This is a genomic window from Streptomyces sp. HSW2009 (assembly GCF_040240285.1).
Lineage (GTDB): Bacteria > Actinomycetota > Actinomycetes > Streptomycetales > Streptomycetaceae > Streptomyces.
This window is the reverse complement of sequence record NZ_JBEHZD010000175.1, coordinates 1-13,548: the sequence shown is the minus strand read 5'-3', so window position 1 is coordinate 13,548 and position 13,548 is coordinate 1. Positions and strand designations below refer to the sequence as shown.

General features: G+C 72.3%; 8 protein-coding genes and 2 pseudogenes. 9 read left to right on the top strand and 1 reads right to left on the bottom strand.

From position 1 onward, the window contains the following. Positions 1 to 233 precede the first annotated feature (233 nt). The 3 genes from AAHZ94_RS15510 (at position 234) to AAHZ94_RS15500 (ending at position 2,878) form a co-directional block, all read left to right on the top strand. Entirely contained in the window at positions 234 to 1,478 is a 1,245-nt protein-coding gene (locus AAHZ94_RS15510; RefSeq protein WP_349993462.1) for a Rieske 2Fe-2S domain-containing protein, read from the top strand. A gap of 92 nt (positions 1,479 to 1,570) precedes the next feature. Next, a complete protein-coding gene (locus AAHZ94_RS15505) occupies positions 1,571 to 2,350 on the top strand; it encodes a polysaccharide deacetylase family protein (protein ID WP_349993461.1) in 780 nt (259 codons plus the stop codon). An 18-nt stretch (positions 2,351 to 2,368) separates the two neighbouring features. After that, positions 2,369 to 2,878, top strand: a complete 510-nt coding sequence (locus tag AAHZ94_RS15500) for a GNAT family N-acetyltransferase (RefSeq protein WP_349993460.1) — start codon at positions 2,369 to 2,371, stop codon at positions 2,876 to 2,878. Positions 2,879 to 3,150: 272 nt separating this feature from the next. On the opposite strand, the gene AAHZ94_RS15495 is transcribed toward AAHZ94_RS15500, so the two are convergent. Next, entirely contained in the window at positions 3,151 to 3,963 is an 813-nt protein-coding gene (locus tag AAHZ94_RS15495) for an ABC transporter ATP-binding protein (RefSeq protein WP_349993464.1), read from the bottom strand. Positions 3,964 to 4,588: 625 nt separating this feature from the next. Between AAHZ94_RS15495 and AAHZ94_RS15490 the strand changes: the two genes are divergently transcribed. The 6 genes and pseudogenes from AAHZ94_RS15490 (at position 4,589) to AAHZ94_RS15470 (ending at position 13,390) form a co-directional block, all read left to right on the top strand. Then, complete coding sequence (locus AAHZ94_RS15490) at positions 4,589 to 5,245, top strand: TetR-like C-terminal domain-containing protein (RefSeq protein WP_349993459.1); 657 nt, start codon at positions 4,589 to 4,591, stop codon at positions 5,243 to 5,245. Between the two features lie 457 nt (positions 5,246 to 5,702). Continuing rightward, a complete protein-coding gene (locus tag AAHZ94_RS15485; protein WP_349993458.1) occupies positions 5,703 to 6,326 on the top strand; it encodes a TetR-like C-terminal domain-containing protein in 624 nt (207 codons plus the stop codon). 286 nt (positions 6,327 to 6,612) lie between these two features. Then, positions 6,613 to 7,614 (top strand): annotated as a pseudogene (locus AAHZ94_RS36455) (ATP-binding protein); the annotation flags it as partial. 1,273 nt (positions 7,615 to 8,887) lie between these two features. After that, positions 8,888 to 10,639: pseudogene (locus tag AAHZ94_RS15480) on the top strand (tetratricopeptide repeat protein); the annotation flags it as partial. Positions 10,640 to 10,771: 132 nt separating this feature from the next. Next, positions 10,772 to 11,887: an alanine dehydrogenase gene (ald, locus tag AAHZ94_RS15475; RefSeq protein ID WP_349993463.1), complete on the top strand. Its 1,116-nt coding sequence runs from the start codon at positions 10,772 to 10,774 to the stop codon at positions 11,885 to 11,887. A gap of 384 nt (positions 11,888 to 12,271) precedes the next feature. Then, entirely contained in the window at positions 12,272 to 13,390 is a 1,119-nt protein-coding gene (locus AAHZ94_RS15470; protein ID WP_349993457.1) for a ParA family protein, read from the top strand. The last annotated feature ends 158 nt before the right edge of the window (positions 13,391 to 13,548 follow it).

The following is a 13,548-nucleotide window of genomic DNA, read 5'->3' as shown; positions in this document are numbered from 1 at the left end:
CCCCCTCCGCGGCCCGTGTGGGGGGCGCGGATTTGTGTATAACACACCGGCCCCCGGCCCCCCGCGGGGGCCCACCCCCCGCGGCCCCCCCCGTCGCGGCCGGGCCCCGCCTCCTCGTAGACCCGCAACCAGCCAGCCACCCCCGTACGACACGACACGACACAGCGCGGCACGACAGACACAGCACGACCAGTCGCCGGGCCGGGCCCGGCACGTAGCGAAGGGGGCAACCCATGAGCGCAGGGAACCGGCGCGAGCCGGCCGCGCCGCACACGACCCAGGCGGCCAACCCCACCCGGGCAACCGAGCCACCCCAGGCGGCCGACTCCGCCCCGTCCACCCATTCCACCCAGGCAGCCGGCCCCGTCCGGGCGACCAACCCCACCCAGGGAGCCAACCCCGCCCCAGCCCTCAACTCCACCCGGGCCACCGATCCAACCCAAGCAACCAACCCCGCCCCAGCCACCACCCCCACCCCACCGGCCGACCCCGCCCACGATCCGCCCGTGCGGGCCCAGCCCGACGGCTGGTTCGTGGTGGCCACCAGCGGTGAGGTGCGGCCCGGCAAGGTGGTCACCCGGCAGTTGAAGGGGCAGGACCTGGTCATCTACCGCACCACCAGCGGAGAGTTGCAGGTGGTGCGCCCGTTCTGCCCGCACCTGGGGGCGCACCTCGGCCACGGCGGGACGGTGCGCGGCGACCGGCTCGTCTGCCCCTTCCACCACTTCCAGTTCGGCCCGGACGGGACCTGCGTCCAGACCGGCTACGGCACCCCGCCGCCCAAGGCCAGGCTGACCGCGGTGGACTTCAGGGAACTGGACGACCTGGTCTTCGTCTGGCACCACGCGCAGGGGAAGCCGCCGCAGTGGGAGGTGGAGCCGCTGTTCGGGCCCGACTACCCGAAGCCGCACTGCACGCCGCGAACGCTCACCGCCCACCCACAGGACGTGCTGGAGAACTTCGTCGACATCGGCCACTTCGGGCCGTTGCACGGGCTCTCCCTCACCGTCCTGGAGGACGCGGTCTACGACGGGCACCGGCTCTCGATCGGGTACGGGCTCCGGCCGGCCGGAGCGAAGTCGGGCAAGCGGTACTCCACACTGCCCACGGTGCGCTTCACCATGGAGGGGCTCGGCGTCATCCACGTCGCGGCCGACGACATGAAATTCGGCTTCGACCTGCGCGCCCGCATCTGCGTGACCCCGCTCGACGACGTCCGCAGCGACCTGCGGGTGTCGGTGGCGATGCGGCCCACCGGGCCCGGCCGGCGGCGCGCGGCGCGGGTGGTGGCCGGGCTCGCGCCGGCGCTGTTCGCCCGGGCCGCAGCCGCCGACACCCAGCGGGACGCGGCGATCTGGGCGCACAGCCGCTTTGTGGAACACCCGCGGCTCGCCAAGGGGGACGGCCCGATCATGCCGTTCCGGCGCTGGGCCCGGCAGTTCTACAGCACGCCGCAGCCGTCCGGAACGGCCGACTAAACCCATAGTGACGCGCGCCACATCGGCGTCCAGCCAACCGGCCCTCCGCAGTGTCCGTCTTCGATGGCGGCCACCGAGAGAGGGACGACTTCATGAGACGACTGACCGCACCCGGGCGGCGCGCTGCGGTCGCCCTTGCCTCGGCAGTGGCGCTGACCGGCATCCTCGTCGGCGGGTACGTCTGGGACACCGAGGTGAAGGACGACGAGCCGAACAGCGGCCCGGGGACCAGTTCCCAGGGTCGCCCGGCGCCGCCGCGCCAGCCCGTACCCGAGACGATCGCCCACGCGCCGGAGGGCGGCGGCAAGGCCGTCACCATCACCATCGACGACGGTCCCGACCCGAACTGGACGCCGCGCGTCCTCGAAGTGCTCGAAGCCAATGACGTACGCGCCGTCTTCTGCATGGTCGGGCCGGCCGCCCGGGCCCACCCGGAGTTGGTGCGGAAGGTGGTCGCCGCCGGGCACCGGCTGTGTGACCACACCATGGACCACGACGTCACCATGGACACCAAGCCCGTCGCGTACCAGCGGCAGCAGATCCTGGACGCGCAGCGGCTGATCGAGGCGGCGGCCGGCGGCGCCAAGGTGGAGTACTACCGGGCGCCCGGCGGGGCCTTCACGCCCGACAGCCGGAAGATCGCCGCCGCCCAGGGCATGCGCCCGCTGGGTTGGAACGTGGACACCAAGGACTTCGAGCTTCCGGGCACCGACCAGATCGTGCGCACCATCAAGGAACAGCTACGGCGCGGCCCGACCATCCTGTTCCACGACGGTGGCGGCGAGCGCGCGCAGACGGTGGAGGCGCTGCGGCAGATCCTGCCCTGGCTGCACGACCAGGGCTACCGCACCGCGTTCCCGGTGATCCGCTAGGCGGCGCACAATGGGCGCATGACGATCAGGTTGACGCGCCGCGACGAACTGCCGGTGCTCCAGGACATCGAGCGGGCCGCCGGGGAGTGCTTCCGGGAGGTCGGCATGGACCAGATCGCCGACGACGAGCCGCCCGCGCTCGACGAACTCGCCGACTACCAGCGCGCCGACCGCTGCTGGGTGAGCGTCGACGCGCAGGACCGGCCGGTGGCGTACGCGCTGACCGAGCCGGTGGACGGGCGGCTGCACATCGAGCAGCTCTCGGTCCACCCGGACGCGGCACGCCGCGGCCTCGGGCGCGCGCTCATCGACCACCTGGCCGCCCGGGCCACGGCCGCCGGGCTGCCCGGGCTGACCCTCACCACCTTCGCCGAGGTGCCGTGGAACGCCCCGTACTACGCCGGGCGGTGCGGGTTCCGGGTGCTGCCGGAGGCGGAGTTGACCCCGGGGCTGCGCGAGATCAGGCGGCACGAGGGCGAGATCGGCCTGGACCGCTGGCCGCGGGTGTGCATGCTGCGCGGTGCGTGAGGCCGAGGCGACGGGTGGGGCCGGGGGAGCCGCGGGGCGCGGAGTGGGTGCGCCCGGAGCGGTTACACCGGCCGGTTGTGCTGATGCGATTGTGCCCGGTGCCCGGTGCCCGGTGCCCGGTGCCCGGTGCCCGGTGCCCGGTGCCCGGTGCCCGGTGCGGCAGCGTGGTGGTGCTGATGTGGTTGCGGCGGCGCGGTGGTGCTGATGCAGCGCGGCGGTGCTGGCGCCGGTGCTGGTGCGGTTGCGCCCGTGCCGCGGTGCGTCGGCGCGGGCTATCGGACGGTCGCCGAGCGGGCCAGCCAGCGGCCCCGGTCCCGGCCGACCTCGATCGGGCGGCCGAAGCAGGCGGTCAGCCCGGCGTCGGTGAGGACGTCGGCCACCGGGCCCTGCGCCTGCACCCGACCCGCGCGCAGCAGCAGCGCATGGCTGGTGCTCGGCGGCAACTCCTCCAGGTGGTGGGTGACCGTCACGCTCGCCAGCGCGGGGCGGGTGCGCGCCAACTGGTGCAGGGTGTCGATCAGGTCTTCCCTGGACGGCAGGTCGAGCGCGTTGAACGGCTCGTCGAGCAGCAACAGTTGCGGGCGGTCCGCGGCACGGCCGGCGTGCGGATCGGCCAGCAGCGCGCGGGCGATGAGCAGCCGCGCCCGCTGACCGCCCGAGCACACCGCGTACGGCCGCTCCGCCAACTCCTCGCACTGCAACTCGGCCAGCAACTGGTGCGCGCGCTCGCGCGTGGCCGCGTCGTAGCTGCGCCACAGGGGCTGGACGGTGCCGGAAGCGCCGGTCAGTACGACGGTGTGCCCGGTGGCGTCCTGCGGCACCTGCTGCGCCGCCGACACCCGGCCGCGGCGGGCCCGCAGCGCCCGTACGTCGACCCGGCCGAGCCGGTGGCCGAGCACCTCGACGGAGCCGCTGGTGGGGTGGTTGACCGCGCCGATCAGCCGCAGCACGGTCGTCTTGCCGGCGCCGTTCGCGCCGCGCAGCGCCCAGTGCTCGCCGGCCCGCACCCGCCAGTGCACGTCGTCGACGATGACCTGCCCGGTGGTCAGCTTGCGCACCCCCACCCCGTCCAGCGCGGCGACCACCGCCGCCGGCACGGGCCCCGCCCCGGCGGGAGCGCCGCCCTCCGCGCTGCTGCCCTCCGCGCTGCTGCCCTCCGCGCTGCGGCCTTCCGTGCTGCTGGCGTCCGTCGTGGCGCTGCCGTCGTCCGGCGCGTACGCGCGCTGCGTTCCGCTCATCCCCGCCGCCCTCCCGCGTGACCGTGCGCCGGAGGGTAGTCGGCGGGCCGGGCCGGCCGGGCGGGCGTCCGCTGGGTGGACGCGGGGGTACGGCGTGGGGCCGCGACGGGTGCGGCGCCCGCGCTGCCGGACGCGTTTCCGCCGCCGTCGTGGCGCTCGACCGCCGTGCGGGGTCGCCGCGCAGCGCGGGTTCCGTGGGCCGGTGTGCGGCGGCCGACTCCGTTTCCACGGACGGGTGGTTCGTGCTGACGGACGGTGATCAAAGCCGGTCACGGAATGGGTCGATACCGGCATCGGACGGGCCGGAACGGGCGCGGCGCGGACGCGTACGGTCGATGAATGTCCGATCCGTGGAACTGATCGTATGGTCGATCGTTGCTATCCTCGGGGGGCTAAGCGTGGCTGTGGTGCGGAATGTTCCACGGCGGTGAAGCCCTCACGGGGAGCGTGTTGGCCAGTGGACAAAGACGGTATGACAGTCGGCGTAACGGGCCGGGGGCCCGATCCGCGTGCGGAACGGAGCCGGGCCGCAGCGCTCGCAGCGGCTCAGGAATTGCTCATCGAAGAGGGGTGGGCGGCGGTCACCCATGTCGCCGTGGCCGCCCGCAGCGGCGTCGGCCGCACCACGCTCTACCGGCACTGGCCGGACTCGGCGATGCTCATCCGACAGTTGCTCGCCCAGCTCTTCCAGATCGACCACTCCTTGCGCACCGGCGATCTGCGCGAGGATCTCATTTGCGAATTGCGCGCCTTCCAACTGCTCCTGGAGAACCCGACCGGCGACCGGGCGCTGCGCGTGATCATCGACCAGGCGTCGATCGACGCGGAGTACGCCTTGGTGCTCGAACAGTGCCGGCACAAGGGCGCCGAGGTGCTGACGGCGATCATCGAGAACGGCCGTGAGCAGGGCGACCTGCCGGCGCGGCTGGAGACCGAAGAGGCCATCGGGCTGCTCCTCGGCCCGATGTTCTTCCGCCGCCTGGTGGCCAACAGCGGCTTCGAGCGGGAGTACGTGACCGAGCTGGTCGACGGCTTCCTGCGGGCGTACGCGGTCGACGTGCCGCCGGAGTCACAGCGCGAACTGCTCCCCGAGCGGCGTGCGCAGCCGGTGGCCGGGGCGGCGTACTGACCTCGGGTGCGTGGTGCCGACCTCGGGCGGCTGGGTAGCGGGACGCGGTCCGGTGCAGCAGGGCGCGGTGGGGTGTGGCAGGTCGCGGCAGGAGGCCGCGGGGCGCGTGGGGTCGCATCGGGTTGCGGCGGGGCGTGGGTGCGACGCGGTGGGGCCGGGCCGGGTGTGGACCTGGGCCGGGGCCGGGTGTTGGGCTGGGGCGGATGTCGGCGCGAGCGCCGTGGCCCGGCCTTAGGCCGCAGCCCGGTCGACGCTTCCGGATATTCCGCTCGCCGCGCAGGCGCCCCGTATCGTGCTCGCCCTGTGCAGCCTTCCGATTGCGCTCAGCGTTCAATTCCCGCCGCAATGGGCTTTGACCAGGCCCAAAAACCCCACGTAACGGCCGCGAGGTAGGCGCCTCATAGGGGTCTGGTGCAAACTGCTCCACATAGTTAAGTCCAGGCGTGGAGCGTGATGCATGGCGAAGACGGACGACGCGTCGGTTGGTGTGTCGCACCGGGGCCCCGATCCGCGGGCGGAGCGCAGCCGTGCCGCGGCGCTCACCGCCGCGCAGCAACTGCTGATCGAGGACGGATGGGCGGCGGTCACCCATGTCGCCGTGGCTGCCCGGAGCGGCGTGGGGCGTACCACGCTGTACCGCCATTGGCCCGAGTCGGCCATGTTGATCCGCGACGTACTCGCCCGTTCCTTCGAAGTTGAACATTCCGCGCCGACCGGGGACTTAAGGGCGGACTTGATCTCGGAATTGCGGGCGTTCCGCGGGATGTTGCTTGATTCTGTGGCCGAGCGTGCGCTGCGCGTGATGATCGAGCGGGCCGCGGCGGACCGGGCAAGCGCCATCATCCTCGAAGATTGCCACCGCAAAGGTACGGAACTTCTACGGGAAATTGTCGAGGCGGCGAAGGTTCGGGGCGAGCTGCCGGCCGACCTGACCGCTGATGCCGCGATCGACAAGCTGGCCGGCCCGATGCTCTTCAAGAGGCTGTTTTTCAACGGAACGTTCGATGACGGCTATGTAACCGATCTCGCGGACCGCTTCCTCGACACCTATGCCCTGCCGCAGGTCCAGGCCACGGACTGAGCCTCCGGGCCCGGGTCCGGGCGCGACGCACAAGCAAAGCCCGCTATGCTCGACGGCCAGATGTTTCAGTGAGACTCCAGCGGCGCTCTATTCGTGCCGCAGACCCTGGTGAAGTCTGCTCTATGAAACATCTTGTACCGCGCACGGGGGAGAGCGAACGGAGGCGCTCATCGGGGGGTCTGGCGAGCCCAGTGTCACAGGACTGATGAGTGCGCTCGTGTTGCTGCCCTTGGCCGGAGGCGACGTGGCCTGAAGTCATGGCGGGAGTGATTTCGTGAACCAGCTCATGGATAGCGGTGTCTGCGAGGCAATTCCCATATTGTCCGTAACGAACCGTGAGAAAATGCACCAACCCCGTTCTGCCCGTTTATTCGGAAGGGAAGGGGAAATCGCCGAACTCTGCGGAATGCTGCACGATCCCGGAATCCGGCTGCTGACCATCACAGGACCCGCAGGCGTTGGCAAGAGTGCACTGGCGAACGCCGTGCTCGCCGGGTCCGTGCCGTACGCCACCGACGGCGTCATCAAGACCGACCTTGCCTCGACGGGCAGTCGCACCATCGCTTGGCGGCAGGTGGCGGCGGCACTCGGCATCGGCAGCGACGTGGCGGCGCTGTCCCTGCCGGAGCTCGTCGGCTCCGAGATCGGCGACCGCGAGTTGCTGATCGTGCTCGACAACTGCGATTTGGTGGCGCCCCTGCTGTCCACCGACATCGCCGCGTTGTTGCGCGAATGTCCCTCTCTACGCGTATTGCTGACGAGTCGTATCTCGCTTGAGGTGTACGCGGAGCACCTGTTCCCGGTGGCGCCCTTTCCGGTGGGCTCAGGGGGGCAGACGCCGTACAGCTCGGTCGCGGTGCAGTTGTTCATCGACCGGGTGCGGGCGCATTACCGCAGCGATGTGTTGCACGGGGGTGAGCTCCAGAACATCGCCGAGATCTGCGAGCTCCTCGACGGGGTGCCACTGGCGATCGAGGTCACCGCTCGCGCCGTCGGCACGCTCAGCCCCCGGGCGCTGCTCGAACAACTGCGGCGCGGCGCCCACCCGTACAACAGCAGGCTGCTGGACGTGCCCACCCGGCACCAGTCGGTGCCGGGCGCGCTGTCCTGGGGCGATCAGGCGCTCTCCGCCGAGGAACGGGCGCTGCTCCAGCGGCTCGCGGTGTGCGAGACCTCCATCGACCTGCCCACCGCGCAGCGGCTCGGCAACCTGTCGCTGATGCAGGCGGCGCGCCGGCTCGATTCGCTGGTGCACAAGAGCCTGCTGGTGAGCGCCAAGCGGGAGGGCGGCGAACCGGAGTTCCGGATGCTCACCGCGACCCGCAACTACTACCGCAAGCGGCTCGCGCAGGACCCGGAGGAGCAGGCCGAGGCGCGGAACCGGCACGCCGACCACTACGCGAAGTTCGCCGTGGCCGCCGAGCGGGGGCTGCGCATCGCGGAGGAGCGGGCGCACTGGCTGGCGTTGGCCCGGGCCCGGCTGGCCGACATCCGCACCGCCATCCGCCGGCTCCAGGCCAGGGGCGAGCACGCCACCGCGGTCCGTACCCTGCTCGCCCTCGAAGAGGCGTGGACCGTGCACAACGTGCTCCGCGAGTCGGCCGGGATACTCTCCCGGTCCGTCACCGCCCTGGAGGCGGCCGACGTACGGGACGCGCGGGACGCGGGGCTGCTGGCCGACGCGTTGGAGACGGCGGGCCGGTGGGCGCTGGCGGGCGAGGAGGTGCAGGCCGCCCGGGCGCTGCTGACCCGGGCCGCCGAGCTCTACCGCAGCACCGGCGATCCCGGTGGGCGGGCCCGGGTGGCCACGCTCCAGGGGGAGCTGCTGCGCCGGGCCGGGGACATCGATGCCGCCGAGCGGCAGGCCGAATTCGCCGTCGCCGAGCTCGAAGCGCGCGGCGACATCAGGAACGGGGCCACCGCGCGGCGGCTGCTGTCCCTGGTGCGGGCCGAGGCCGGCAAGCCGGACGCGGAGGGTCCGCTGCTCCAGGCACTCAAGGAGCTGCGGTCCCTGGAGGAGCCGTACGGGTGCGCCGTGGTGTTGGTCCACCTGGCGCGGGTGCGGTTGGCCACCGGTCGGTCGCTTGAGGCGTACACCACGGTCCGCGAGGCCATGGAACTCCTCACCCGGCACACCGGCGGCCCGGCCGATGTGGTCCTCGCGTTGGAGACCGCGGCTCGTTCGGCGCCGAGCGGAGGCGGCACGGAGCGAGCACACGTCCTGCGCCTGCTGTCGATCGCCGAGGCGCTGCGCGAGCAGTACGAGGTGCCGCCGAGTGCGGACGGGGCCGCGTTGCGGGCCCTGGCCGACCAGGTGCGGGAGGCCGCGGGCGAGGCGACGGAGGCCGAACCCGGGCGGGCGGCCAGCGCGGTGGAGACGCCGACGCTGTACTCGGCGCTGAACACCGCGCTGTCGGCGCCGGTGCCCAAGCCGGCGGCGGGCCCGGGGGGGGGCGCCCGGCGGGGCGGGGGCCCCCCCGCCGGGGGGGGGGGGGGGGGGGGGGCGGCGGGCCCGGGGGGGGGGGGGGGGGGCGCGCGCGCGCGGGGGGGGCCCCCCCGCGCTGCTGTTCCTGGACGACGCCGACAGCGCCGAACAGGTCGACGCGCTGCTGCCGGACGCCCCCGACTGCCTGGCCCTGGTGGTCAGCCGGGGCCCGCTGATCGGCGTGCCCGACGTGCGCCCGTGCACCGTGGGCGGGCTCGACGAACCCGCCGCCCTCGCGCTGCTCGAACAGTACGCGGGACCCACCAGGATCACCGTCGACCCGGTGGCGGCGCGCTCGGTCATCGAGGAGTGCGGGGCCCCGCCGGCCGCGCTCGCGCTGGCCGGCGGCTGGCTCACGGCGCGCCCGCAGGCGTCGGTCTCCGACCTGGTGACCCGGCTGCGCGCGGTGCCAGCCGAGGTGGGGGCCGAGCACGCGGGCCGTCCGCTGGCCCGCGCCTTCCCCTTGGTCGCCACCTCGCTGCCGACCCGGGCGGCGCGGATTCTGCGGCTGTTCGCGCTGGCCCCGGGCGGTTGGGTCGACGCCCACACCGTCTCGGCGCTGGCCGGCTGTTCGGTGCAGAGCGCGCAGCAGACCCTGACCGACTTCCTGGCGCACGGGCTGCTGCGCCCGCTGCCGCCCGCCGGCGCCGACCGCAGCCCCGCCACCGACGTGATGCCGCCGCGCTACCAGCTCCCCGGCTGTCTGGCCCCCGCCCTGGCCGCGTTGCTGGCCGAGCACGAGCGGGCCGCCGAGGTCGAACTGGCCAGGGCCCGGATGCTGGAGCGTTCGGTACGGCTGCTGCACTCGGCCCACCTCGCGGCGGCGCCGGAGGGCGAGACCAAGGACGAGCGCACCGCGGAGCTTCCGGCGCCGCTGCGGTTCCCCGACCGGGCCGAGGGCGCGCGCTGGCTGCGTTCGCGCCAGCCCGCGCTGCTGGCCGCCGCGCGGCTCGCGGCTCACGACGGCGGTCTGGACACGCTCGCCCGCCGGCTGCTCGCCGCGCTGACCCACGCCCTGACCGCCCACCGCGGCCCGGCCGGCGCCGCGCCGGAGCTGTACGAGCTGCACGAGCTGGTACTGGACGTGGCCACCCGGCGCGAGCTGCCGTTGGAGCGGGCGGCGGCCCTGCTCAACCTGGGCGACCTGGACGCCAGGGCCCGGCGCATCGATGCCGCGCTCGCCCGCTACCGGGGCGCGCTCAAGGCGGCACGCCGCGCCGAGGACCCGTACGCGATCGGCCGTTCCCTGGAGTCCATCGGGGCCACCTACCACGAGCTGGCCGACTGGCCGCGGGCCGCCGACTGGTACGGCCGCGCCCTGGAACTGCGGCTCACCCGGCGCGAGCTGCCCGACCAGGCGCGGCTGTACGGGCGGCTGGGCACCGTGCACGCCTGCGCGGGGCGGTGGAGCGAGGGGCTGCGCGGCTGGCGGGCGGCGGCGGCCACCTACCGCAGGATCGGCGATGCGGCCGGGCACGCGCACGCGCTGGGCGAGGTGGCGCGGGTGCTGGAGCACGCGGGGCGTCCGAGTGAGGCGTTGCACACCTGTCAGGAGGCGGTGGAGCTGGCGCGCCGGGCGGGGGAGGGGCGGACCCAGGCGCTGGTGCGGATGCGGCTCGCGGATCTCCTCCAGCGGCTCGGCGACGCGCCCGGGGCCGATCTCCACCGGCGGCAGGCGGCCCGGGTTCTGGCGCCACGAGAACCACGCATCGTATCGGGCGCCGCTGAAGCCGTAACGGAGGCTGAAACGGAGGACGCTGGAGAGGCCACCCAAAGTGACACGCCAGACTCGACCTGCGAAATCAGCAGCACTCGCCGGCAAGATTGATGCAATGCAAGGCTAGACAGCGCGACATCCTTCATTAGACTGGGATTACGGCGACCGCCACGGTCGTTTCCGGTATGCAGATGCATAGCCGGTATTGTCCGGAAAATCCCAGAAACAAGGACCGTGATCGACGTGAAGGTCGGCATCCCCCGCGAGGTCAAGAACAACGAGTTCCGGGTGGCCATCACCCCCGCCGGTGTGCACGAGCTCGTGCGCCATGGCCACCAGGTCTTCATCGAGAAGGACGCCGGCCTCGGCTCCTCGATCACGGACGAGGAGTACACCGGCGCCGGTGCCGCCATCCTCGACACCGCTGACGAGGTGTGGGCCACCGCTGACCTGCTGCTCAAGGTCAAGGAGCCGATCGCGGAGGAGTACCACCGCCTCCGCAAGGGGCAGACCCTCTTCACGTACCTGCACCTGGCGGCCTCCCGCGAGTGCACGGACGCGCTGCTGGAGTCCGGCACCACCGCCATCGCGTACGAGACCGTCGAGACGGCCACCCGGCAGCTCCCGCTGCTCGCGCCGATGTCCGAGGTCGCCGGGCGGATCGCCCCGCAGGTCGGCGCCTACCACCTGATGCGCTCGGCCGGTGGCCGCGGCGTGCTGCCCGGTGGTGTCCCCGGCGTGCAGGCCGGCAAGGCCGTCGTCATCGGTGGCGGCGTCTCCGGTTGGAACGCCACGCAGATCGCGGTCGGCATGGGCTTCCACGTCACGCTGCTCGACAAGGACATCAACAAGCTGCGCGAGGCGGACAAGGTCTTCGGCACCAAGGTGCAGACCATCGCCTCCAACGCGTACGAGCTGGAGCGCGCGGTCCTCGATGCGGACCTCGTCATCGGCGCCGTCCTGATCCCCGGTGCCAAGGCGCCGAAGCTCGTCACCAACGAGCTGGTGTCCCGGATGAAGCCCGGAAGTGTACTTGTCGACATTGCGATCGACCAGGGCGGCTGCTTCGAGGACTCGCACCCGACCACGCACGCCGAGCCGACCTTCCCGGTCCACAACTCGGTCTTCTACTGTGTCGCCAACATGCCCGGTGCGGTGCCCAACACCTCCACCCACGCGCTCACCAACGCGACGCTGCCCTACATCGTGGAGCTGGCGAACCGCGGCTGGCGCGAGGCGCTGAGCCGCGACGCCGCGCTCGCCAAGGGCCTCAACACCCATGAGGGCCAGGTCGTTTACGGCCCGGTCGCCGAGGCTCACGGCCTCTCCTCGGTCGAACTGAGCTCGCTGCTCGGCTAGATCGGCGACCTTCGGCGTCAACACCTCACCCGTGGCCGGGCCTTGCCGAGCGGCGAGACCCGGCCATTGGTGTGCGCGACGCGCCCGGGACCACGGGGCGTGCGACGCTCGACCAACTCGCCTTGAACACAACTTTTTAGCCGCTATGGGCGGCTGCGAAACCTCAGCGCCGGGCGCCATCCGCCCTTGACATCCGGGTGTTCTGTTGCCGACACATCCGGCTGTGTCCGGCGGATTGTGTTGCTGCGGACCGCCGACACGCCATAGAGTCGCCAATCGTCGGCATGGTGTCACGCTGACCAATCGAGAAATTTCCTGGTCACCAAGGAGGTAGGACGACTTGTGGATGAGTCGACATTTTCTCCCGGGGGTGGTCAACCAGGAATGGCTGCGCGGGGCCAGAGTCCCTCAGGGCAACGGGCTGTCGGCTCCGTCGCTGTCCGCACCTTCGCTGCCCACCAGAGCATGACGAGAGCCCACCAGAGCATGGACGGCCAACACGTGAACGCCATGGCCGGCGAGCAGGGCGGGACCGACCCCGCGACCTTCGCCGACTACGACGCAATGCCCGAGGGGCACTTCTACGACCCGGACGCCGAGTACGAGCCCGATCCCGAGTACGCGGCCACCCTCGCGCCCGACGCGGCCCGTCAGCGCCGTGAGCGCATCGGTCCGACGGGCCGCCCGCTGCCCTACTTCCCGATCCCGGGACCGCTCACCGAGCACGGCCCCGCCAAGATCATCGCGATGTGCAACCAGAAGGGCGGGGTCGGCAAGACCACCTCGACCATCAACCTGGGTGCCGCGCTCGCGGAGTACGGACGCCGGGTGCTGCTCGTCGACTTCGACCCGCAGGGCGCCCTGTCGGTCGGCCTCGGCGTGAACCCGATGGAGCTCGACCTCACCGTCTACAACCTGCTCATGGAGCGGGGCATGTCGGCGGACGAGGTGCTGCTGAAGACCGCCGTGCCCAACATGGACCTGCTGCCGAGCAATATCGATTTGTCGGCTGCCGAGGTGCAGTTGGTCAGCGAGGTGGCCCGTGAGTCCACCCTTCAGCGCGCGCTCAAGCCGCTGCTGGCCGACTACGACTACATCGTCATCGACTGCCAGCCCTCGCTCGGCCTGCTGACCGTGAACGCGCTCACCGCGGCGCACAAGGTCATCGTGCCGCTCGAATGCGAGTTCTTCGCGCTGCGCGGCGTCGCGCTGCTCACCGAGACGATCGAGAAGGTCCAGGAGCGGCTCAACCCCGACCTGGAGCTGGACGGCATCCTCGCCACCATGTACGACTCGCGCACGGTGCACAGCCGCGAGGTGCTCGCGCGCGTGGTGGAGGCGTTCGACGATCACGTCTACCACACGGTCATCGGCCGTACGGTGCGCTTTCCCGAGACGACCGTCGCCGGTGAGCCGATCACCACGTACGCGTCCAACTCCGTCGGCGCCGCCGCCTACCGTCAGCTCGCCAGGGAGGTGCTCGCCCGGTGTCACGCCGAGTGAGTCTGCCCGGAGCCGACGAGCTGTTCCGCACCACCGGGGGCACGGCCCTCCAGTCCTCGTCGCCCCGCCGGCAGAACAACGGCGAGGAACGGGCGGCGCCGGCCGACGCCCGGGGGCGGGTCCCCGGCCAGGCGACCGACGCGGACGCGGCTGACGCG

Coding starts and splice junctions, on each gene's coding strand:
- AAHZ94_RS15510 (WP_349993462.1), top strand. CDS start 234: ATGAGCGCAGGGAACCGGCGCGAGCCGGCCGCGCCGCACACGACCCAG.
- AAHZ94_RS15505 (WP_349993461.1), top strand. CDS start 1,571: ATGAGACGACTGACCGCACCCGGGCGGCGCGCTGCGGTCGCCCTTGCC.
- AAHZ94_RS15500 (WP_349993460.1), top strand. CDS start 2,369: ATGACGATCAGGTTGACGCGCCGCGACGAACTGCCGGTGCTCCAGGAC.
- AAHZ94_RS15490 (WP_349993459.1), top strand. CDS start 4,589: ATGACAGTCGGCGTAACGGGCCGGGGGCCCGATCCGCGTGCGGAACGG.
- AAHZ94_RS15485 (WP_349993458.1), top strand. CDS start 5,703: ATGGCGAAGACGGACGACGCGTCGGTTGGTGTGTCGCACCGGGGCCCC.
- AAHZ94_RS15470 (WP_349993457.1), top strand. CDS start 12,272: ATGGCTGCGCGGGGCCAGAGTCCCTCAGGGCAACGGGCTGTCGGCTCC.